The organism is Enterobacter quasimori, from assembly GCF_018597345.1.
GTDB lineage: Bacteria > Pseudomonadota > Gammaproteobacteria > Enterobacterales > Enterobacteriaceae > Enterobacter > Enterobacter mori.
Genome location: NZ_JAHEVU010000005.1, coordinates 224,384 through 247,508 on the forward strand (window position 1 = coordinate 224,384; position 23,125 = coordinate 247,508).

General features: G+C 53.1%; 21 protein-coding genes. 5 read left to right on the forward strand and 16 right to left on the reverse strand.

Annotated features, from left to right (window positions below):
* The first annotated feature begins 61 nt into the window (after window positions 1–61).
* The 4 genes from KK102_RS19155 (at window position 62) to KK102_RS19170 (ending at window position 3,649) form a co-directional block, all read left to right on the forward strand.
* Window positions 62–1,237, forward strand: coding sequence for an MFS transporter (locus KK102_RS19155; RefSeq protein WP_216358234.1), 1,176 nt, complete (start codon window positions 62–64; stop codon window positions 1,235–1,237).
* Window positions 1,206–2,177: an HTH-type transcriptional regulator YidZ gene (gene yidZ / locus KK102_RS19160; protein WP_126545780.1), complete on the forward strand. Its 972-nt coding sequence runs from the start codon at window positions 1,206–1,208 to the stop codon at window positions 2,175–2,177. Before KK102_RS19155 ends, yidZ begins: the two co-directional genes overlap by 32 nt.
* Before the next feature lie 122 nt (window positions 2,178–2,299).
* Window positions 2,300–3,046 (forward strand): 4'-phosphopantetheinyl transferase family protein, encoded by a 747-nt coding sequence (locus KK102_RS19165; protein ID WP_126545781.1) that lies wholly within the window; start codon window positions 2,300–2,302, stop codon window positions 3,044–3,046.
* 36 nt (window positions 3,047–3,082) lie between these two features.
* Complete coding sequence (locus KK102_RS19170) at window positions 3,083–3,649, forward strand: NADPH-dependent FMN reductase (RefSeq protein ID WP_216358235.1); 567 nt, start codon at window positions 3,083–3,085, stop codon at window positions 3,647–3,649.
* Between the two features lie 61 nt (window positions 3,650–3,710).
* On the opposite strand, the gene adeP is transcribed toward KK102_RS19170, so the two are convergent.
* Window positions 3,711–5,048, reverse strand: a complete 1,338-nt coding sequence (adeP, locus tag KK102_RS19175) for an adenine permease AdeP (protein WP_216358236.1) — start codon at window positions 5,046–5,048, stop codon at window positions 3,711–3,713.
* 165 nt (window positions 5,049–5,213) lie between these two features.
* On the opposite strand from adeP, the gene yieH reads away from it, so the two are divergent.
* A complete protein-coding gene (yieH, locus tag KK102_RS19180; RefSeq protein ID WP_216358237.1) occupies window positions 5,214–5,879 on the forward strand; it encodes a 6-phosphogluconate phosphatase in 666 nt (221 codons plus the stop codon).
* A 44-nt stretch (window positions 5,880–5,923) separates the two neighbouring features.
* Here the strand turns inward: yieH and phoU are convergent, their stop codons facing one another.
* The 15 genes from phoU to atpG all read right to left on the reverse strand — a co-directional run bounded on the left by phoU (window position 5,924) and on the right by atpG (window position 23,109).
* Complete coding sequence (gene phoU, locus KK102_RS19185; protein WP_008500182.1) at window positions 5,924–6,649, reverse strand: phosphate signaling complex protein PhoU; 726 nt, start codon at window positions 6,647–6,649, stop codon at window positions 5,924–5,926.
* Between the two features lie 26 nt (window positions 6,650–6,675).
* Window positions 6,676–7,449 carry a phosphate ABC transporter ATP-binding protein PstB gene (pstB, locus tag KK102_RS19190; RefSeq protein ID WP_010426574.1) on the reverse strand — a complete coding sequence of 258 codons (774 nt, stop codon included), beginning with the start codon at window positions 7,447–7,449 and terminating at the stop codon, window positions 6,676–6,678.
* A 47-nt stretch (window positions 7,450–7,496) separates the two neighbouring features.
* Window positions 7,497–8,387 carry a phosphate ABC transporter permease PstA gene (gene pstA / locus KK102_RS19195; RefSeq protein WP_024907882.1) on the reverse strand — a complete coding sequence of 297 codons (891 nt, stop codon included), beginning with the start codon at window positions 8,385–8,387 and terminating at the stop codon, window positions 7,497–7,499.
* The gene (pstC, locus tag KK102_RS19200) at window positions 8,387–9,346 is read right to left on the reverse strand and encodes a phosphate ABC transporter permease PstC (RefSeq protein ID WP_126545784.1); all 960 of its coding nucleotides are present in this window, start codon (window positions 9,344–9,346) and stop codon (window positions 8,387–8,389) included. The genes pstA and pstC overlap by 1 nt, the downstream gene beginning before the upstream one ends.
* Before the next feature lie 127 nt (window positions 9,347–9,473).
* A complete protein-coding gene (pstS, locus tag KK102_RS19205) occupies window positions 9,474–10,514 on the reverse strand; it encodes a phosphate ABC transporter substrate-binding protein PstS (RefSeq protein WP_010426579.1) in 1,041 nt (346 codons plus the stop codon).
* Window positions 10,515–10,748: 234 nt separating this feature from the next.
* Window positions 10,749–11,324 (reverse strand): chaperone-usher fimbrial major subunit, encoded by a 576-nt coding sequence (locus tag KK102_RS19210; RefSeq protein WP_126545785.1) that lies wholly within the window; start codon window positions 11,322–11,324, stop codon window positions 10,749–10,751.
* Between the two features lie 28 nt (window positions 11,325–11,352).
* The gene (gene stgD, locus KK102_RS19215; RefSeq protein WP_216358238.1) at window positions 11,353–12,420 is read right to left on the reverse strand and encodes a fimbrial protein StgD; all 1,068 of its coding nucleotides are present in this window, start codon (window positions 12,418–12,420) and stop codon (window positions 11,353–11,355) included.
* 11 nt (window positions 12,421–12,431) lie between these two features.
* On the reverse strand, window positions 12,432–14,966 hold the full coding sequence (locus KK102_RS19220) for a fimbria/pilus outer membrane usher protein (RefSeq protein WP_126545787.1): 2,535 nt from the start codon (window positions 14,964–14,966) through the stop codon (window positions 12,432–12,434).
* Window positions 14,967–14,987: 21 nt separating this feature from the next.
* Window positions 14,988–15,674, reverse strand: coding sequence for a fimbrial chaperone (locus KK102_RS19225; protein WP_235843735.1), 687 nt, complete (start codon window positions 15,672–15,674; stop codon window positions 14,988–14,990).
* Window positions 15,675–15,783: 109 nt separating this feature from the next.
* Window positions 15,784–16,359 carry a chaperone-usher fimbrial major subunit gene (locus KK102_RS19230; protein WP_126545788.1) on the reverse strand — a complete coding sequence of 192 codons (576 nt, stop codon included), beginning with the start codon at window positions 16,357–16,359 and terminating at the stop codon, window positions 15,784–15,786.
* A gap of 462 nt (window positions 16,360–16,821) precedes the next feature.
* Window positions 16,822–18,651: a glutamine--fructose-6-phosphate transaminase (isomerizing) gene (gene glmS / locus KK102_RS19235; protein WP_216358239.1), complete on the reverse strand. Its 1,830-nt coding sequence runs from the start codon at window positions 18,649–18,651 to the stop codon at window positions 16,822–16,824.
* 238 nt (window positions 18,652–18,889) lie between these two features.
* A complete protein-coding gene (glmU, locus tag KK102_RS19240; protein WP_216358240.1) occupies window positions 18,890–20,260 on the reverse strand; it encodes a bifunctional UDP-N-acetylglucosamine diphosphorylase/glucosamine-1-phosphate N-acetyltransferase GlmU in 1,371 nt (456 codons plus the stop codon).
* A 136-nt stretch (window positions 20,261–20,396) separates the two neighbouring features.
* Window positions 20,397–20,816, reverse strand: a complete 420-nt coding sequence (locus KK102_RS19245; protein ID WP_006177560.1) for a F0F1 ATP synthase subunit epsilon — start codon at window positions 20,814–20,816, stop codon at window positions 20,397–20,399.
* A 20-nt stretch (window positions 20,817–20,836) separates the two neighbouring features.
* Window positions 20,837–22,219 carry a F0F1 ATP synthase subunit beta gene (gene atpD, locus KK102_RS19250; protein ID WP_003862362.1) on the reverse strand — a complete coding sequence of 461 codons (1,383 nt, stop codon included), beginning with the start codon at window positions 22,217–22,219 and terminating at the stop codon, window positions 20,837–20,839.
* A 26-nt stretch (window positions 22,220–22,245) separates the two neighbouring features.
* The gene (atpG, locus tag KK102_RS19255; RefSeq protein ID WP_126545790.1) at window positions 22,246–23,109 is read right to left on the reverse strand and encodes a F0F1 ATP synthase subunit gamma; all 864 of its coding nucleotides are present in this window, start codon (window positions 23,107–23,109) and stop codon (window positions 22,246–22,248) included.
* Window positions 23,110–23,125: the final 16 nt, after the last annotated feature.

The window sequence follows — 23,125 nt, forward strand, 5'->3', positions numbered from 1 at the left end:
TGGCAACTCGCCTAATCCCTTTTCACCCCCTATCCTGCATGCCTGCATCTATGGGGGGTTTATGGCACGTTTTCTGTTTTGTAGTTTCGCGTTGGTTCTGCTTTATCCGTCGGGCATTGATATGTATCTGGTGGGACTCCCCCACATCGCCCGCGATCTGGGTGCCAGCGAGGCGCAGCTGCATATTGCGTTTTCGGCCTACCTCGCGGGGATGGCGTCGTCGATGGTATTTGCCGGGAAGATCGCGGATAAAGCAGGCCGTCAGCCTGTCGCGATAACCGGCGCCATCATTTTTGCCCTGGCGTCCATTCTCTGCTCGCAGGCGCAGAACAGCACCGTATTCCTGTCAGGCCGCTTCATTCAGGGTATTGGTGCCGGTGGCTGTTACGTCGTCGCGTTTGCCATTTTGCGCGACACCTTAAGCGCCCAGCGTCGCGCTAAGGTGCTGTCGATGCTGAACGGTATTACCTGCATCATCCCGGTGCTGGCCCCGGTCGTGGGATATCTGATCATGCTGAAATTCCCGTGGCAGAGCCTGTTCTGGACCATGGCAGCGATGGGCGCGCTGGTGTTTATCCTGTCGACCACCGTACTGAAAGAGACCCACCCGGACTCGCAGAATACCGGCCATACCGCCACCATTCACCCGGCAGAGAAGCTTCTCAACCGCTTTTTCCTCAGTCGTCTGGCCGTGACCACGTTAAGCGTGGCGGTGATCCTGACCTATGTAAACGTTTCCCCGGTTTTGCTGATGGAGACCATGGGCTTCGATCGCGGTGAGTATTCAACGGTGATGGCACTGACCGCGATGGTCAGTATGGCAGTCTCGTTCTCCACCCCGTTTGCGCTAAATGTTTTCAGCCAGCGCACGCTGATGCTGGCCTCACAGATTTTATTCCTCACCGCAGGCGCGATCCTGGCGACCACCAGCTCACATGCGGTAATGCTGGTGGGTATTACCCTTATTTGTGCCGGGTTCTCGGTTGGCTTTGGCGTGGCGATGAGCCAGGCGCTCGGGCCGTTCTCGCTGCGCGCGGGTGTGGCAAGTTCGGTATTGGGCATTGCGCAGGTCTGCGGCTCGTCGCTGTGGATTTGGCTGGCAGCCGTTCTTGGGCTTAACGCGCTGAATATGCTGATCGGGATTCTGATTGGCTGTAGCATTGTCTGCATTACCTTACTTATGGTCATCCAGCCCGCGGCGCATTATGAAGAAGCCCATCAGCAGTCTCGATCTTAATCTCTTACTTTGCCTGCAGCTTTTGCTGCAGGAGCGCAGCGTCACCAAAGCCGCGAAGCGGATGAACGTGACGCCGTCTGCGGTGAGTAAATCACTGGCCAAGCTGCGCGACTGGTTCGAAGACCCGCTGTTTGTCAAAACGCCGCTAGGGCTGCTGCCCACCCCGCTGACGGTAAGCCTGGAGCAGGATCTGGCCGACTGGATGCAGATTGGCAATCAAATTCTCGATAAATTTCACCATGACTCCCCGGGCGGGCTGACGTTCGTGCTGGCCGCGGAAACGCCGTTGATGCTGATCCGCTTTAACGCTCTGCTGGAGCAGGTGAACCAGCGCTATCCGCAGGCGACGGTGAAGATGCGCCACTGGGATTACGATTCTCTGGACGCCATTACGCGTGGAGAGGTGGATCTGGGATTCACCGGGCGCGAAACGCACCCGCGCTCCCGTGAGCTGCTGAAGCTGTTACCCTGGTTTATCGACTACGAGATCCTGTTTAGCGACCGTCCGTGCGTGTATCTGCGTGAGGATCATCCAGCGCTCCAGGAGGAGTGGAACCTGGAGACCTTTTTGCGCTACCCGCATATCAGCATTTTCTGGGAACGCAGCGACACCTGGGCGCTCGACGAGGTGCTGAGGGAGATGGGGCGCGAGCGTAATATCGCCATGAGCCTGCCCGGCTTCGAGCAGTCGATGTTTATGGCCGCACAGCCCGACCACAACTATATCGCCACAGCTCCGCACTACTGCCATCACTACAATCAGCTCCACCAGCGAAAACTGATCACCCTTCCAATTCCTATTGACGACGCGCAGGCTGAAAAGCTGACGGTGCCCTTCACGATGATCTGGCATAAACGGAACAGCCATAACCCCAAAATTCTTTGGTTGCGTGAGACAATCAAAGCGCTGTACACCGCTCCAGGTCCTGTTTTTGCCTAAGAAAATGTAAAGTTCGGTCCTAAGGCTTCTCTTACTCCCATTTACTGATTAAAACAGGAGGCGAGTTAAGCGATAATCATGTAACCGTTTAACCGATTACGACCATTATCAAGGAGCGAAAAATGGCAACGCACTTTGCAAGAGGGATACTTACAGACGGACATCTCGTATCGGCCAGAATTTCTTCAGCCTGTCACAGTGAAGCACTCACGCTTCCGGAGCACCGCAGGACGCGGTTTCTGGCCTCCAGAGCACTTCTCGCCGAGCTTATGTTCATGCTCTACGGCACCAGTGAGCTGCCGAACATAATTATCCAGCCAGAAGGCCGTCCGGTCTTTGCTGATCCGGAACTCCCCCGGTTTTCTATCGCCTATACTGGCAACATTATTGGTGTCGCGCTCACTACCGAAGGCGACTGTGGACTGGATATGGAACTTCAGCGCGCGACGCGCAGCTTCCACGGTGCTAACGCGCATAACGACTACCCGCTCTCCAGCAATGAAAAGCTATGGGTACGCAATCAAAACGATCCTGTTGAGGCCAGAGCCCAGCTCATTACCCTGCGTCAGAGCATTCGTAAGCTCTTTGGGTGTGCGTCTGACGATGCCAGCCTGCTGCAACTGCTGCCGGGATCGGGACGCCTGCGTGCCACGAGAGCCGCGCTGGTTGAGGCGCTCAGCGATGCTGAGGACGTGTTGATCTGGTCCATTGCGGTTACCCCCGCCATCGAACGTATGAAAATCTGGGAATTTGACAGTCAACAGGGATGGCGTAGCCTTCCTGATGTGCCCGAGCGCGCCAACGAGCCCGCCGCGCGCCTGATGCGTTTAACCAGTTTACCGGCAGAAAAAGCAATCACTCTTAGCTGATCCATTCAGGGTCATCATGATGAAACAGGAGTAATCATGTCTGATACGTTGAAAGTTGTTACGTTACTGGGAAGCCTGCGCAAAGGTTCATTTAACGGGATGGTCGCCCGCACCCTGCCACAGCTGGCACCAGCGGGAATGGAAATTAGCGCCCTGCCGTCCATTGCCGATATTCCGCTTTATGATGCTGACGTTCAGCAGGAAGAGGGATTCCCGCAAAGCGTTGAGGCGCTGGCGGAGCAAATTCGCCAGGCTGACGGGGTGGTCATTGTCACACCGGAATATAATTACTCGGTGCCGGGCGGCCTGAAGAATGCCATTGACTGGCTCTCTCGCCTGCCGGAGCAGCCGCTGTCAGGCAAACCGGTGCTGATCCAGACCAGCTCCATGGGCGCAATTGGCGGCGCGCGCTGCCAGTATCACCTGCGCCAGATCCTGGTGTTCCTGGATGCGATGGTGATGAACAAGCCGGAGTTCATGGGCGGTGTAATTCAGAACAAGGTCGACCCGCAGACGGGTGAAGTGGTGGATCAGAGCACACGTGACCATCTTTCTGGTCAGCTGACCGCGTTTGGGGATTATATTAAGCGGGTGAAGGCGTAGACCGGAGCGGCCTGTTGCCCTCACCCTGGCCCTCTCCCACAGGGAGAGGGAACAAACATGTTTATTTGGCGTCGATAAACACAATCTTCAGCACAAACAGCAGCGCCACAACGATCACGCACGGACTCAGTTCGCGGAAGCGACCCGTACCGACCTTCATCACGCAGTAAGAGATAAAGCCCAGCGCAATACCTTCAGTGATCGAGAAGCTGAACGGCATCATCACGGCGGTAATAAACGCCGGAACCGCTTCGGTTAAATCTTCCCACTTCACGCGCGCCAGGCTAGACGTCATCAGCACGCCAACGTAGATCAGCGCACCTGCTGCCGCATACGGTGGAACCATCCCCGCCAGCGGAGAAAGGAAGATCACCAGCAGGAACAGAATACCTACGACCACCGCCGTCAAACCCGTACGGCCGCCCACGGACACGCCGGAGGAGGATTCAATGTAAGCGGTCACAGACGAGGTCCCAATAAATGAGCCGGTCACAGAGGAGACGCTATCCACAAACAGCGCCTGCTTCATGCGCGGGAATTTGCCTTTCTCATCCGCCAGACCCGCTTTGTCGGTCACGCCGATCAGCGTACCGGAGGAGTCAAACAGGTTAACCAGCATAAAGGAGAAAATCACGCCCGCCAGACCGAGGTTCAGGGAGCCCGCCAGGTCAACGTGACCAATAACGGTAGAGACGCTCGGTGGCGCGGAGACGATCCCATGATACTGGACATCGCCCAGCATCCAGCCCAGCAGCGTGGTCACCACGATGGACACCAGCACCGCCGCGTGAATATTGCGGGAGGCCAGGATCGCGATGATAAAGAAGCCCAGCACGCCCAACAGCACGCTGTGGGAGGTCAGGTTGCCGATGCTCACCAGCGTTTCCGGGTTCGCCACGATCACACCGGCGTTTTTCAGACCCATCATGCCTATGAACAGGCCGATACCGCTGGTGATACCCACGCGCAGGCTCACCGGGATATTGGCAATCATCCAGTAGCGCACGCGGAAAATGGTCAGCAGCAGCAGGCCAACCGCGCCCCAGAAGATAGCGCCCATGCCCACCTGCCACGGCAGGCCCATCGCCTGAACGACCACGAACGCGAAGAACGCATTCAGACCCATTGCCGGTGCCAGCGCAACCGGCAGGTTAGCGAACACGCCCATCAGGATGCTGCCTAGAGCGGCAATCAGACAGGTGGTCACGAAGACGGCGCTGGTATCCATGCCAGCAACGCCCAGAATTTGCGGGTTAACAAAAACGATATACACCATCGTCAGGAAGGTGGTGAAACCGGCGATCACTTCGGTGCGTGCCGTGGTGCCGTGTTCTCGCAGTTTGAACACGCGCTCAAGCAGACCCTGACCAGATGTCTGGGTTGTGTGTTGTTGACTCATCATCAATTTCCGAACAAGGAGGGAAAATTCGTCGCTATCCTATACCAAAATGCGACAATAGTGGCGGTTATGAGATACTTTTTTCATTGATTTTGCTTATACGGCAACGATTGCGTCTCGTTAAACTGCCGTACGTAAACGTTAAACTTGTTAAAAGGGAAAGGCATGTCCGGAATTGAAGCGGTATTTTTCGACTGCGACGGAACGCTGGTCGACAGTGAGGTCATTTGTTCCCGCGCGTATGTCGCCATGTTCCAGGAATTTGGCATTACGCTCGATCTCGAAGAGGTGTTCAAACGTTTTAAGGGCGTAAAGCTGTACGAGATCATCGACATCATTAACCAGGAACACGGTGTGGAGCTGGCGAAAGCCGATCTGGAACCGGTGTACCGCGCCGAGGTCGCACGCCTGTTTGACTCCGAGCTGGAGGTTATCACCGGGGCTAACGCGCTGCTGGATGCGATGACGGTACCCATCTGCGTGGTCTCTAACGGCCCGGTCAGCAAAATGCAGCACTCGCTGGGCAAGCTGGAAATGTTGCACCATTTCCCGGAAAAACTGTTCAGCGGCTACGACATCCAGCGCTGGAAGCCCGACCCGGCGCTGATGTTCTATGCGGCGAAAGCGATGGGCGTCAACGTAGAGAACTGCATTCTGGTGGATGATTCGTCTGCGGGTGCGCAGTCGGGGATTGATGCGGGGATGGAGGTGTTTTACTTCTGCGCCGATCCGCACAACAGGCCGATCGATCATCCTAAAGTGACGACCTTTACCGATCTGGCGCAGTTACCCGCGCTGTGGAAGGCGCGCGGGTGGGATATTACGCGTTAAGTTAACGTAGGGCGGGTAAGCGCTAGCACCACCCGCCACCATCATCACTCTTTCGGATCTTTACCCGCCAGCAGCTTGTCCAGCTCGTCGCCGCCCACGTGACGGAAGTCCTGACCCTTCACGAAGTAGAAGATGTATTCGCAAATGTTCTGGCAGCGGTCTCCGATACGCTCGATGGAGCGTGCGCAGAACAGGGCAGTCAGTACGCTTGGGATGGTACGTGAATCTTCCATCATGTAGGTCATCAGCTGACGCACGATGCCTTCATACTCCTGGTCGACCTTCTTGTCTTCACGGTAGATACGCACCGCTTCGTCCAGATCCATACGCGCAAAGGCATCCAGCACGTCGTGCAGCATCTGCACGGTGTGGCGGCCCAGCGACTCCAGGCTCACCAGCAGCGGCTGGTGCTGCTGAGAGAACTTCTCCAGCGCGGTGCGGCAGATTTTATCCGCCACGTCACCAATACGCTCCAGCTCGGCGATGGTCTTGATGATCGCCATCACCAGACGCAGATCGCTCGCCGTCGGCTGGCGTTTCGCGATAATGCGCACGCAGGCCTCGTCGATAGCGACTTCCATCATGTTGACGTTTTTGTCGCCTTCAATGACGCGCTTCGCCAGCTCGCTGTCCTGGTTGTGCATTGCCGTAATTGCATCAGAAAGCTGCTGCTCGACCATGCCGCCCATGGTCATCACCTGGGTGCGAATGCTTTCCAGCTCTGCGTTGAACTGGCCGGAAATGTGTTTATTAAGATTGAGGTTGTCCATGGTTTCTCCACATGCACTAAGGCAAATCAACCGTAGCGGCCAGTAATATAATCTTCGGTTTGTTTCTTCGCGGGCCTGGTGAACAGCGCATCCGTATCGCTGAACTCAATCAACTCGCCCAGATACATAAACGCCGTATGATCGGAACAACGTGCAGCCTGCTGCATGTTGTGGGTCACGATAACCACGGTGTAATCCTGCTTCAGCTCGGTGATCAGCTCTTCAATGCGGCCGGTTGAGATCGGGTCCAGCGCAGAACACGGCTCATCAAGCAGCAACACTTCCGGGCGAATCGCAATACCGCGAGCAATGCACAGACGCTGCTGCTGACCACCGGAGAGAGAGTAACCGCTCTGGTGCAACTTATCTTTGGTTTCGTTCCATAATGCGGCCTTGGTCAACGCCCACTGAACGCGCTCGTCCATATCGGCACGGGAGAGCTTTTCAAACAGGCGAACGCCAAAGGCGATGTTGTCATAAATCGACATCGGGAACGGCGTGGGTTTCTGGAACACCATGCCTACTTTGGCACGCAGCAGGGCGATATCCTGAGCCTGGGTCAGAATGTTTTCGCCGTCGAGGATGATTTCCCCTTCGGCGCGCTGCTCCGGATAGAGCGAATACATTTTGTTAAAGGTACGCAGCAGCGTGGATTTCCCGCAGCCGGACGGACCGATAAATGCCGTGACCTGGTTCTTCGCGATATCCAGGTTGATGTTCTTCAGGGCATGGAATTTGCCGTAGTAGAAGTTCAAATCACGAACCTGAATCTTACCCGGGGCAGTATCAACCATACTCATTGACTCATTTCCTCATTCGGCGCCGCGAGCTGCCGCGCCGTAAAAATTTAACCGTGTTTCTTCTTCGCGAAAATGACGCGCGCCAGAATGTTCAGCAACAGTACGCAAAGGGTAATGATCAGCACCCCGGCCCAGGCCAGCTGCTGCCACTCCGCGAATGGGCTCATCGCAAATTTAAAGATCGTCACCGGCAGGTTGGCGATCGGCTGCATCATGTCCGTGCTCCAGAACTGGTTGGAGAGGGACGTAAACAGCAGCGGTGCCGTTTCACCCGCGATACGCGCCACCGCCAGCAGGATACCGGTCATGATCCCGGAGACCGACGCCTTCAGCGTAATCGCGGAGATCATCTTCCATTTCGGCGTACCCAGCGCGTAAGCCGCTTCACGCAGGCTGTCCGGCACCAGTTTCAGCATGTTCTCGGTGGTACGAATGACGATAGGCACCTGCAGCAGCGCCAGCGCAATCACACCCGCCCAGCCGGAGAAGTGTTCCATCTGCGCCACCACCACGGTGTAAACAAACAGACCCACCACGATAGACGGCGCGGACAGCAGAATGTCGTTGATGAAGCGAATCACTTCCGCCAGCCAGGATTTACGCCCATATTCTGCCAGGTAGATCCCGGCCATGATGCCCAGCGGCGTGCCGAAGACCGTCGCCCAGAGGATCAGCAGTCCGCTGCCCGCCAGGGCGTTCGCCAGGCCACCACCCGCCGTGTTCGGTGGCGGCGTCATTTCGGTGAACAGCGACAATGACATCCCGTCAATTCCACGAACGACCGTCGAGAAGAGGATCCAGACCAGCCAGAACAGGCCGAATGCCATCGTCGCCATAGAGAGCGTCAGGGCGATGCGGTTTTTCATGCGGCGTCTGGCCTGCATTTTACGACGGGATTCCGCCAGTTCAGCGGTAGCTTGCATTTCGAGAGTAGCCATTAGCGTGCCCCCTCATTTTTAGCGAGGCGCATAATCATCAGCTTGGAAATCGCCAGAACAATGAAGGTGATAACAAACAGAATCAGACCCAGCTCCATCAGCGCCGCAACGTGCAGGCCCGATTCCGCTTCCGCAAATTCGTTTGCCAGCGCAGAGGTAATACTGTTACCCGGCATATAGAGCGACGCGCTGTCGAGCTGGTAGGTGTTACCGATGATAAAGGTGACCGCCATGGTTTCACCCAGCGCACGACCTAAGCCCAGCATCACGCCCCCGATCACCCCATTTTTGGTGAACGGAAGAACAATGCGCCAGATAACTTCCCAGGTGGTGCAGCCGATGCCGTAGGCCGACTCTTTCATCATCACCGGGGTTTGTTCGAAGACATCGCGCATGACTGCCGCAATGTACGGAATAATCATGATGGCGAGGATCACACCTGCCGCCAGAATGCCGATACCGAAAGCCGGGCCAGAGAACAGCGCCCCCACAAACGGAATGGCAGAGAGGACATTACCCACCGGTTCCTGGAAGTACGTGGCGAACAGCGGCGCAAAGATGAACAGGCCCCACATGCCGTAAACGATACTTGGAATGGCCGCCAGCAGTTCGATAGCAATACCAAGCGGGCGTCGCAGCCAGCCAGGCGCCAGCTCCGTCAGGAACAGAGCAATACCAAAGCTTACCGGAACCGCAATCAGCAGGGCGATGAACGAGGTCACCAGCGTGCCGTAAATCGGCACCAGTGCACCGTAGATGTCGTTCGGCGCGTCCCACTCTTTGGTCCACAGGAAGGAGAAACCGAATTTCTGGATGCTCGGCCAGGAGGAGAAAATCAGAGACACGATAATGCCGCCCAGCAGCAATAGCACAATCAGCGCAGCCAGTTTGACCAGCACGCTGAAAATCATGTCACCTTTTTTACCCGGAGGGTTAAATGCAGGCTTGGTTGCAGCCATAAATTACTCTTCTTTATGAGACGTCTTACGAATATGCCCGGTGGCGCTGGCGCTTACCGGGCCTACAGGATAAACCGTAGGGCGGGTAAGCGCAGCGCCACCCGCCATCTTCGTTAAATATATCCTGTTAGTACAGCGCTTTACCGCTGCTGTCTTTCACGTTGGTTTTCCATGCAGCACGAATCTGCTCAACCACGCTGTCTGGCAGGCTGGCGTAATCCAGGTCGTTAGCCTGTTTGCCGCCGTTTTTGTATGCCCAGTCGAAGAACTTCAGCACTTCAGTGCCCTGCTCTGGTTTCTTCTGATCTTTGTGAATCAGAATGAACGTCGTAGAAGTGATTGGCCACGCGTCGTCGCCTTTCTGGTTAGTCAGGTCCTGCGCGAAGGATTTGCTCCAGTCAGCGCCTTTTGCGGCGTTAGCAAAGTTCTCTTCGGTCGGGCTAACCGGTTTGCCGTCGGCTGAAACCAGTTTGGTGTAAGCCAGGTTGTTCTGCTTAGCGTACGCGTATTCTACGTAACCGATGGAGCCAGGCAGACGCTGTACGAACGCGGCGATACCGTCGTTACCTTTACCGCCCAGACCGGTTGGCCAGTTAACGGTAGAGCCGGAGCCGACTTTAGATTTCCACTCTTCGTTCACTTTCGCCAGATAGCTGGTGAACACGAAGGAAGTACCGGAACCGTCAGCACGACGAACCACAGCGATGTTCTGCGAAGGCAGCTTAACGCCCGGGTTCAGCTTAGTGATGGCTTCGTCATCCCATTTTTTGATTTTGCCCAGGTAGATGTCACCCAGGGTTTTGCCGTCCAGCACCAGCTCGCCTGATTTCAGGCCAGGGATGTTAACGGCCAGCACAACGCCGCCGATCACGGTCGGGAACTGGAACAGGCCTTCCTGATTCAGTTTTTCATCAGACAGAGGGGCATCTGATGCGCCGAAATCAACGGTATTCGCGGTAATTTGTTTTACGCCACCGGAGGAGCCGATACCCTGATAGTTAACCTTATTACCGGTTTCTTTCTGGTAGGTATCCGCCCATTTGGCATACACCGGCGCAGGGAAGGTTGCACCAGCACCAGTCAGGCTTGCTGCTGCAAAGGCAGAGAAAGCGCTCATCGATAAGGTCGCGGCGACAACAGTTGCGACAGTGGTACGCATAACTTTCATAATGTCTCCTGCAAGGATTTCGTAAATCATTGTTTAAGTGGCTACGATGAGCAAAATAGGACAAACAGGTGACAGATAAATGTACGAATTATGACAGTTTTATGACAGATAAAATCAACCCACAAGCAATTGAATTTTAATAACTTTTTTAAGAGGGGTAAATATGAGTTTAAAGATGTATGACAGCGACTGTCATAAAACAGTCGCCTGAAGGTCGGAGTGTGAACGAGATCGCTATTTTGTATATTCAATCGTAAATTCAGAATCGGCGTTGGCTGTGCCCGGCGTGATGGTATCGCTAATAGCGATGTAACGAGCCATAAATTGCATATCAGCCGTTCCGGCAACGGGATCAATATCAGCGCTCTTAGACGTTGTGTACAATGGCACCTGTGAACCATCGCGCAGATTATAAATGCGGATAGCCACCCCCGACGCGGCAACGGCCTGGCCAGTCCCCGTATAATCGCCAGGGCTTGCTCCAGCAACCGGAGTACCAATCGCCAGATCGCCATTACCGTTAGCCGCTTCTGTACCGTCAAAACGAACCGCCGCTTTACTATAGGTGTCAGGGCATTTCTCCAGACGGATATGAAATTCGGTCTGCATCGAGGTAGAGCCAATACCCGAAAATGTGGTTCTGTTGACTTTACCTAATGCCACATTCTGATTGGCGGTATCCGCCGTTATTTCACAGGCGCTGTCAATAACTTCACCGAGAAAATGCACGGTGCCATCAGAGGCCAGCGTATTTCCTGCCATAAAAAATGAAGATATCACTAACGTCGTTTTTAGTATTCCTTTCATCATGTTGATTCCCGTTATTAATAAAATAGGATTAGTTCGTTATTTCCAGCGTGATCGTTGCGTAGGCTTCAAATGTACCGGGTTGAGGCCGTGCTCCCGTCGCGCTGGCAGGCGCGGCAGAAAACATCAATGAGTTAGTCTCGGCGCCGCTATTATTGACGCCCATATCCATATCCATTTTTCCGCCCGTCACCTTAACCATCCGATCCCATTTGTCATAAATCATAATTCCGACATCATCATTACCCAGGACTTTCATCATATTGGCGCTGGAATCAACGGGATCAGCGTTAAATGTCGAATAGACGATATTCTCATCCAACATTCCGGTGCATTTCACCTGCACCGTTTTGGTCACTTTATGGCCTGCAGCAGCGGTGCCTTGCGTTGTCGAGAAATCCGCAACCGGGATCTTACCGAAATTCACCTCTATCACCTGGCCGGAATCAATTTCACAACTCTGCGGCGCCACGATATCGCCAACAATTCTGATTTCCGCAAGTTTGTCCGTGCTGGCAGTTGAGGAGCTGGCATCAAGCCCCCCGTATAAGTCAGCCACAATCGTGCCAGGAATAGCCACCTGACCGACAAAAGGTTTATTGATAAGAAAAGAGACTTTGACCTCCGATCCAGTTGCTAATGTTGCAAAACCGCCCTCAACGGTATCGGTATAACATGCGGTCCCCGTTTGTACCACATTAGGTTCCGCTTCAAAGGGAACCGCAATAAAACCTCGCCCATGAACCGTAATCGACGTAGCAATACTCAGGTTATCGTTGAGCGTATAGTATGTGTAACCGTTTTTGGTAGTATCAATACTCAAAGGCGAACGGGCGGTATAATAGACATTACGAAACGTCGATGAAAAGTGGGTCAAGCAATCACAACTAATTTCATACGTTTGTGATGATGTTAAATCCTTTAGATCTCTGAGTTCAGTACCGGCTTTATTAGCCTCGGCCGGAATCTTGGCACCATTGAGATTAAGATCATAAGTATAAACACCATATCTTGTATGGCAAATACCATCGCCAGCCCGGCAAACAGGCGAAATAAGAACCATAAAGCAAGAAGATAATATTATTTTCCATAAGCGCATAATTAAATCCCTTATTGGCAAGTGACGGCTTGCTGCACCAGTTCAGCATTCTCTGGTTTATTACCTAGCGTATAATTAACGGCACATGTTGTTGCTTTATCACCGCCCCAGCTCAGAGTGAAACGACCGTTTTCCGGCATCCCCGACAAATAGAGTTCGCCGTTATCGCCGACAATCCCGGTTACCGTTCCGGAATCTAAATCCGCCGACGCCATCGCGCCAAACGGCGCAGGTTTGCCGTTCGGCTGCATCACATTAAACAACACGCGATAACCGACATGCGTCACAAACGCCGCTTTCACCACGGCGCCGCGCGTTGGCACCAGATTGACTACCGTGTTATCCAGCTCAATATTGGCTTTGGCAAAATAGTTGCTGTCTATCGCCACACGGTTTTCGTCGTAAGGGTTAAGCTGCGTTTTCACCGTATAGCCCCGCCAGTCTGTAGCAACCCCGGTCGTGTTTTCTACGGTAAGGCCATCAGCGCCCGGCGCTTCCACCAGCGCGACGGTTTCCCCCAACTCCTGAGAGAAGGTCACACCGCCGCTGTGAACCAGGATGCCGCCGCGCGCGCCATAGTTCAGCGTCTGTGAATCACGGCTCCAGGCATAACCGCCGTTTACTGAACCATAAGTACCGTCATATCCCATGCTGGCATTACCGCCATAGGTATCTTCCGGCGTACTGGTCCAGGATTCCTGCACGTTATAGGAAAGATTGTGGCCCTCCAGCAACGTGCCGCCAACGCCAGCCTGCATTGTGCTGTCGTTATGATTATTTTGCGTCATCGAGTAGTTAACGTAGCTGCTCTCCATCGCCCCTGAAAGCGGGATGGAAACCGTCAGCATGAATATCTGTTCGCGATCGCTGTCATCATTGTCGTTTTTATTATTGCTACCGGAAGAACGATTCGCAGAGTCGGTATAGTTCCACGACGCGTTCCACGAAATTCGCCGCCAGCTATTGCTATAGCCAAACTGAACCAGGCGCTCGACTTCATCCGTTTGCCAGTATTGCTGACGGCTTAATGTCAGATAAATATTGCCAAAACCGGGTCCAAATGATTGCGTCCAGGTTCCTTCCACGCGGCTGCGGCGGTTGCCCGTCTCCCAGAAATCAGAACTGTTGTCCTGCCGCGATGCCCACTCGCTGAGAGTGTAATAGCCTTCCGTGGAATAACGGTACCCCACCAAACGGAAACTGGTGTCGGTATCATCAAAACGTTTGGAGTAGAGAAAACGCCAGGACTGGCCGCTTTCATTATCACCATCGTCAAAGTGTGAACGAGCGTGGGTCACATCAAACGATACGGCCCCGATCGACCCCATATCTTTACCCATACCAAGCGCGGCGGAAGCATAATCCTCCGCAACCTGCGTGCCGCCATAGAGCGTTAATCCCCACGGCAGGCCATGCAGCACCTGCGCCTGAACGACGTTAGGGGTAAATCCGCTTTCATCGCGCATTTCACCGACGCTAATATCAAAATCGGTCTGGCCTTCACGCTTCAGTATCGCCAGCGACGCGTACGGCTGGGTAAAGTGCTGCTCGCTGCCGTCTTCTTCTTTTATGGTGACATCAAGATCGCCGCCGCCGCTGGTGGTGTTCAGATCGGTGATCTCGAAAGCGCCCTGCGGCACGGCTGACTGATATATGACATATTTATTCTGCCGGATGATAACGGTGGCGTTACTTTTCGCCACCCCGCGAACCACTGGCGCAAACCCGTTCTGGCTCGACGGTAGCATATCATCGTCGGTATAGAGTCTGACCCCGCGGATTTGGGCGCTATCAAAGACATCACTCGCCGTCCAGGTATCGCCAACCATAATCTGGCTGCGCAGCGCGGCGATATCGCGCTGGACATAGCTACTGATGGAGTGATATTCCGTGTCGCTGCCAGTAGCGCTTAGCGTACTGTAGTTACGCAACCGCCATGCCCCCAGGTTAATCCCATTACGCAGGTTCAGATAATAAGAGTCATCGTTCCCATTGTCGTAATTAGACTTTATCGTGTGCGATCCGGAAAGATCATAATTGACCATCATCGCATTGATGCCCTCATCCCAGCGTGATGGGCTGATATAGTCATAGGCCGCCGTGTTCAGATAGATCTGTGGAACAGATATATTTAACGTCAGCTTATTTGCATCTAATAACCAGGTAGAGCCAGAAATTAACGGAACGGGATTCACGCAGGCTGTATTATCGACATCCTGCAAGCCTTTCACCGCGTCGACCTTGACACCATATGACGACAATACCTCCTTAACCGCGACAAAGCAGGGATGCAGTTCGGCATCCGGTTGATCCTGCACAAAGGTCACATCCCGTCGTTCAAACAGTTTCCCATTAATGACGATATCGACCTTATAATCGCCCGGCGGCAACGCGTTGGAACGGTTAAACTGATGAATATCCACGTCCACGGGGTGATCGATTTCCAGCAAACCAGGGTTAAACAGCGTTTCACTGGCCATTGTCGGGAAAGCGATACTTAGATACGCACCTGAAATCAAGACGAGGCAAAGACGAGGGTGAATCATCAAGATATCCTTATCGCAAAACTAAAGCGCTTGCTTAACAGGGCTACTAATCGCGCCATAATCATTAATAAAACGCCAGACTAAAGAGTGACCCGCAACACCAGCAGGTAAATCCAGCGTTAATTTTTCAAAAGGCTTTATCATATTCAATGGAATATCTTTACCATCTACAGAGACATCCATGATATTCATATGAATAGGACTATTATTTTCTACAACCAACTTACTTCCCTGCCGATGCCATTTGACTTTAGCAGCCGCTTTTTCAGGGATAAGCGTAATAGAGGCCGGGCGCCAGAATAACTTGATACGCGTTTTAATTGCGATCTCAAGCGTACTGCTATCTTTATTTTTACTGGATGGCGGAATGTTTTTCACGTTAAACCAAAAAACAGATTCACGATCCTTTGGCAACTCACCTGCTGTTTTAATAATGCGCAGCACTTTTTCCTGACTCGGCTCAAGACGAGAAACGGGCGGAATTACGGTAAAAGGTGGTTTGCTCTTATCATCCTTACTGAAAGGATCAACCCATACTTGTATTAGATAAGGCAAATCAACTTCTTTATTGTAAATAGAAATAGTAGAGTCAGGCTCGCTGCCATGAAAGATGACGCGAGTTCCACCGACAACAATACCTGCCAAAGCAGAGGGAAGATTAAGGCACAGGAGTGCCAGAATAAATATTTTTATTCCACGAGCAAACATAGACATACTCATCCCTGGATAAAAAAGACGCCAGACATTTATACAACGACAGTTGTTCATAATGACAGGCGTCAATACATTAATAAAAGACGATTAAAAAGAACGAATCTTATTTTTGATATTCAACCGTGAACTGAGAATCTGCGTTAGCAGTACCCGCTGTGACGGTTGCGTTAGTGGCAATATAACGAGCAATAAACTTCATGGAAGCCGTACCCGCTGTGGTATCAATCGTGCTGTACGCAGAATCGTTGTACAATTTAACCTGAGAGTTATCCGCGCGGTTGTAAATACGGATCGCTACACCAGATGCCGCAATGGCAGCGCCAGTACCGGTGTAGTCACCAGGAGTAGAGCCATTAGCAGGATTACCGATTGCCAGGTCGCCATTACCGTCAGAAGCTTCAGTACCATCGAAACGAACAGCAGCCTTAGTATACGTAGCCGGGCACCCGGTCAGATCGATATGGAACTCGGTAGGTGCAGCGGTACTCCCCACACCAGCAAAAGCCGTTTTGTTAACTTTGCCTAAACTAACGGTTTGATCCGAGGTTTGTGGCGTGACCTGACAGGTGCTATCTACCACTTCGCCAAGGAAGTGAACGGTGCCATCAGATGCCATAGCATGACCAGCAAATACTGTGGAAGACAGAACCAGCGCACCTGCAATTAAATTAAGTTTCATTACAACCCCATTAATAATATTATATCCCTGTGCTTTACTTATATTCCAAAAATAAAACACACCATCCTTACGGCGGCTTATATTACACAGCGGGTTGCTAATTACAAATAAAAATAATCTTGAAAAAAATCATTAGGCAATAAACTAATAAATTAAAACAATGTATAACCCATGAAATATTTATCAGCGAAATATAAAAAATAACATTTATCGACACAACACCACTAAAATTAAGAATTCATCTATATCATTATTGTATAATATGAAGATCAGTTCGTTTTTTCTTCGCTTTTAAAAAATAAATACATTCACCATATAGATTCAATAATTTATAAAATTTCTAACGGTAATAATAATATAAAAATTGTTTTGTAAGGGGATATTACAAGTAAAACAGGAGTGAAGTTTAAAAGATAGAGATGAAAAGCTGCTGACAATGCAGCAGCTTTTTTAAGTGAAAAATTACTCTACGGTGACGGATTTCGCCAGGTTACGCGGCTGGTCAACGTCGGTGCCTTTGATCAGCGCCACGTGATAGGCCAGAAGCTGCAGCGGAACGGTGTAGAAGATCGGTGCAATAACCTCTTCAACGTGCGGCATCTCGATGATGTGCATGTTGTCGCTGCTGGCGAAACCGGCATCTTTATCAGCGAAGACGTACAGTACGCCGCCGCGGGCGCGCACTTCTTCGATGTTGAATTTCAGTTTTTCCAGCAGTTCGTTGTTAGGTGCCACAACAATGACCGGCATATCTGCATCAATCAACGCCAGCGGGCCGTGTTTCAGCTCGCCTGCCGCATAGGCTTCAGCGTGGATATAAGAGATCTCTTTCAGCTTCAGCGCGCCTTCCAGCGCGATCGGATACTGATCGCCACGACCCAGGAACAGGGCGTGATGCTTGTCGGAGAAATCTTCCGCCAGCGCTTCAATGCGTTTGTCCTGAGACAGCATCTGCTCAATACGGCTCGGCAGCGCCTGCAGGCCGTGAACGATGTCATGCTCAACGGAAGCATCTTCGCCTTTCAGACGCGCCAGCTTCGCCACCAGCATCAGCAGAACGGTCAGCTGCGTGGTAAACGCTTTCGTGGAGGCCACGCCGATTTCGGTTCCCGCTTTGGTCATCAGCGCCAGATCGGATTCACGCACCAGCGAGGAGCCAGGGACGTTACAGATGGCCAGCGAGCCCAGGTAACCGAGCTCTTTAGACAGACGCAGCGCTGCCAGCGTATCCGCCGTTTCGCCGGACTGAGAAAGGGTGATCATCAGGCTGTTACGACGCACCGCGGATTTGCGATAGCGGAATTCAGACGCGATTTCCACATCGCACGGCACGCCCGCCAGGGATTCAAACCAGTAGCGAGAGACCATACCGGAGTTGTAGGAGGTGCCGCAGGCCACGATCTGAATATGCTCAACCTTGCCAAGCAGTTCGTTGGCGTTTGCGCCCAGCTCGCTCAGGTCAACCTCGCCGTGGCTGATGCGCCCGGTCAGGGTGTTTTTGATGGCGTTTGGCTGCTCGTAAATCTCTTTCTGCATGTAGTGACGGTAAGCGCCTTTGTCGCCCGCGTCGTACTGCAGATTCGATTCGATCTCCTGACGCTTCACCTGCTCGCCTTTGGTATCGAACACGGTCACGCTGCGGCGAGTCACTTCCGCGATATCACCCTCTTCGAGGAAGATAAAGCGACGGGTAACCGGCAGGAGCGCCAGCTGGTCAGAGGCAATGAAGTTTTCACCCATGCCCAGACCGATAACCATCGGGCTACCGGAACGCGCGGCCAGCAGCGTGGACGGGTCGCGGGAATCCATGATCACCGTACCGTAGGCACCGCGCAGCTGAGGAATGGCGCGCAGTACCGCTTCACGCAGCGTGCCGCCCTGAGCCAGCTCCCAGTGCACCAGGTGAGCAATCACTTCGGTGTCAGTTTCAGAGACGAAGGTATAGCCGCGCGCTTTCAGTTCTTCGCGCAGCGGTTCGTGGTTTTCGATAATGCCGTTGTGCACGACCACGATGTGTTCAGACACATGCGGGTGCGCGTTACCTTCAGACGGTTCGCCGTGGGTCGCCCAGCGAGTGTGTGCAATACCGGTTCCCCCGTGCAGCGGATGCTCTTCCGCGGCCTGGGCCAGCATCTGCACTTTACCGAGACGGCGCAGACGGGTCATATGACCTTCTGCATCAACGACAGCCAAACCGGCAGAGTCGTAGCCACGGTATTCCAGACGACGTAAACCTTCGAGAAGGATTTCAGCAATATCACGCTGCGCAACTGCGCCAACAATTCCACACATAGTTTTAGATTCCGAATTTAGGCATGATGCCTGCGTTGTCGCTGACCTGTATTTGCCCTTTCCGGGCACCCCGAGCCTTGTAGAGAGTGGGGTTATTTTTATGGGTACTGCTTGTGGGGGGAGGATTATATTATCCCCTCACCCCGGCCCTCTCCCCAAAGGGGCGAGGGAGAAAAACACCGCACCGAACGATCCCCTCTCCCCTGTGGGGAGAGGGTTAGGGTGAGGGGTAAATCCGTTACTTTTTCTTCACCGGGCGTTGCCAGCCCTGCTTGTTGACTTGCGGAACGCGGCTTAACACCAGCTCGTTCGCGGCCACATCGCGCGTAACGGTTGTTCCAGCAGCAATGGTCACGCCGTTACCCACGGTAACAGGCGCCACCAGCTGCGTATCGGAGCCAACGAACACGTCATCACCGATGATGGTTTTAAACTTGTTGGCACCGTCGTAGTTGCAGGTAATGGTTCCCGCGCCGATGTTCACGTTGTCGCCAATTTCCGCATCGCCCAGATAGGTCAGATGACCGGCTTTCGAGCCTTTACCCAGACGCGCTTTTTTCATTTCCACGAAGTTACCCACGTGAGCACCTTCCAGCAGCTCAGCGCCCGGGCGCAGACGCGCAAACGGGCCGATGGTACAAGCCGCGTCCAGACGGGCATCTTCCACCACACTGTACGGGCTGATTTCGCAGTCGTCACCGATAACGCTGTTTTTGATCACGCAGCCGGTGCCAATTTTGACGCGGTTGCCCAGCGTGACGTTACCTTCAACGATAACGTTAGTGTCAATCTCAACGTCACGCCCGTGCGACAGGGTACCGCGCAGATCGAAACGTGCCGGATCGCGCAGCATCACGCCTGCCAGAAGCAGCTTTTCGGCCTGCTCGGACTGATAAATACGCTCAAGACGGGAAAGCTGCAGACGATTGTTCACACCTTCCGTTTCGCTGATACGCGCCGGATGAACGGCGGCAATTTCACGCCCTTCGTGGTACGCCATCGCAATGATATCGGTGATGTAGTATTCACCCTGCGCATTGTTGTTGTTGAGCTGAGACAGCCAGCGCTTCATGTCCGCGCCGTTGGCAATCAGGATACCGGTATTGATTTCCGGTATCTGGCGCTGCTCTTCGCTGGCATCTTTGTGTTCAACAATGCCGGTCACCTTGCCGTTTTCGCGGGTGATGCGGCCATAGCCGCTCGGGTCGTCCAGTACGACGGTGAGAAGGCCAATACCGCCCAGGGGTTTGGCTTCACGCAGGCGGGTCAGAGTTTCAACGGAGATCAGCGGGACATCGCCATACAGCATCAGAATGTCTTCGTCATCGGCAAAGAACGGGGCCGCCTGCTGCATCGCATGGCCAGTTCCCAGCTGTTCAGCCTGAAGCACCCAGTTGAGCCTGTCGTCACACAGCGTCTTTTTCAGTAAATCGCCACCGTGGCCGTAGACCAGGTTTACCTGACGAGCGCCCAATTCATTTGCTGCATCAATGACATGCTGCACCATTGGCTTTCCTGCCAACGTGTGAAGCACTTTAGGCAGATCGGAATACATGCGGGTACCTTTGCCAGCGGCAAGGATCACCACGCTCATCGCACTGTTTGACATACGCATCCTGACGGTAGTTTGAGTGAGAAGTAAAAACGTTTGGTGCTTAAAATTCTACATCTTTTTCATCATGAATTAAGGCAAAAAAAAAGCCAGCCTGGTATCCAGACTGGCTTTTGAGCTTTTCAAGCCGGTGTTACATCGCTTTTTTGGTCAACTCGATAACGCGCAGTTTCGCGATCGCTTTGGCCAGCTCCGCAGACGCCTGAGCGTAATCCACGTCACCATGAGAGCTGCTAATGTGCTCTTCAGCCTTACGCTTCGATTCCAGGGCTCGCGCTTCGTCGAGATCCTGGCCACGAATAGCGGTATCGGCCAGAACGGTCACACTGCCAGGCTGCACTTCAAGAATGCCGCCGGACAGATAGATAAACTCTTCATGACCGAACTGTTTAACGATGCGGATCATACCAGGCTTAATGGCGGTGAGCAGCGGTGCGTGACCCGGGAAAATACCCAGTTCACCTTCACTACCCGTTACCTGGATTTTCTCGACCAGACCAGAGAACATTTGTTGCTCTGCGCTGACGACGTCCAGGTGGTAAGTCATTGCCATATCACCCTCCGATTAAGGCGTTAAAGTTTTTTGGCTTTTTCCACGGCTTCTTCGATGGAACCAACCATGTAGAACGCCTGCTCTGGCAGGTGATCGTATTCGCCTTCCATGATGCCTTTAAAGCCACGGATGGTGTCTTTCAGGGAAACGTATTTACCTGGAGAACCGGTGAATACTTCCGCAACGAAGAACGGCTGGGACAGGAAGCGCTGGATCTTACGCGCACGTGCTACCACCAGTTTGTCTTCTTCAGACAGTTCATCCATACCCAGGATGGCGATGATGTCTTTCAGTTCCTGGTAACGCTGCAGCAGGGACTGTACGCCACGCGCGGTGTCGTAGTGTTCCTGACCAACAACCAGTGGATCCAGCTGACGGCTGGTGGAGTCCAGCGGGTCAACGGCTGGGTAGATACCCAGAGACGCGATCTGACGGCTCAGTACCACGGTTGCATCTAAGTGCGCAAAGGTGGTTGCTGGAGATGGGTCAGTCAAGTCATCCGCAGGTACGTATACCGCCTGAACGGAGGTGATAGAACCGGTTTTGGTAGAGGTGATACGTTCCTGAAGAACACCCATCTCTTCCGCCAGCGTTGGCTGATAACCTACCGCTGAAGGCATACGACCCAGCAGTGCAGATACTTCAGTACCGGCCAGGGTGTAACGGTAGATGTTATCAACGAACAGCAGAACGTCACGGCCTTCGTCACGGAACTTCTCAGCCATAGTCAGACCGGTCAGCGCAACGCGCAGACGGTTTCCTGGTGGCTCGTTCATCTGGCCGTAAACCAGGGAAACTTTGTCCAGAACGTTGGAGTCGGTCATTTCGTGGTAGAAGTCGTTACCCTCACGAGTACGCTCACCCACGCCCGCAAACACAGAGTAACCGGAGTGCTCGATCGCGATGTTACGGATCAGCTCCATCATGTTTACAGTTTTACCTACACCCGCACCACCGAACAGACCGACTTTACCGCCCTTCGCGAACGGACACATCAGGTCGATAACTTTGATACCGGTTTCCAGCAGTTCCTGAGAGCTTGACAGCTCTTCGTAGGAAGGTGCCGCGCGGTGGATAGCCCAACGCTCTTCTTCACCGATGTCGCCTTTCATGTCGATTGGTTGACCCAATACGTTCATGATACGACCCAGTGTTGCTTTACCTACCGGGACTTCGATCGGGTGCTCAAGGTCTTTGACTTCCAGACCACGACGCAGACCGTCGGAAGAACCCATTGCGATGGTACGCACGATACCACCACCGAGCTGCTGCTGAACTTCCAGCACCAGGCTCTCGTTACCATTCTGTACCTCAAGAGCATCGTACACGCGCGGTACGGCATCCTGAGGGAACTCGACGTCAACCACGGCGCCGATTACCTGGACAATTTTTCCAGTAGCCATCTTGAATCCTCTACGAATTAACCTGGTTATACCGCGGATGCACCACCGACGATCTCGGTGAGTTCCTGAGTAATGCTGGCCTGACGAGCTTTGTTGTATACCAACTGCAGCTCTTTAATCAGGCTGCCGCCATTGTCGGTCGCGGCTTTCATCGCCACCATACGTGCGGCCTGCTCGCTGGCCAGGTTTTCTACAACACCCTGATAAACCTGTGATTCAACGTAACGACGCAGCAGGGTATCCAGCAGCGGTTTCGGATCGGGTTCATACAGGTAATCCCAGGCTTTTTGCTTCAGCTCGTCATCTTCTGATGCCGGTAAAGGCAACATTTGAGTGATCGTTGGAACCTGAGACATTGTGTTAATAAATTTGTTGCTGACAACATACAGTCTGTCCAGACGGCCTTCATCATAGGCCTGCAACATCACTTTAACCGGACCGATCAGTTCGGACAGGGACGGGTTATCACCCATACCGGTCACCTGAGCGACAATATTGCCACCCACGGAGTTAAAGAAAGAAACGCCCTTAGAGCCGATCATTGCGATATCGCACTGAACGCCTTTCTCAGACCATGCTTTCATTTCCGTCAGCAGTTTTTTGAACAGGTTAATGTTCAAGCCGCCGCACAGACCACGGTCGGTCGACACCACCAGGTAGCCCACGCGCTTAACGTCGCGTTCTTCCAGGTAAGGGTGCTTATATTCCAGATTACCGTTCGCAAGGTGACCAATCACTTTGCGCATGGTATCTGCATAAGGACGGCTGGCCGCCATGCGATCCTGCGATTTACGCATTTTGGAAGCGGCGACCATCTCCATCGCTTTAGTGATCTTTTGCGTGTTCTGGACGCTTGCGATCTTACTACGTATCTCTTTTGCGCCGGCCATGAGCTTCTCCTCAATG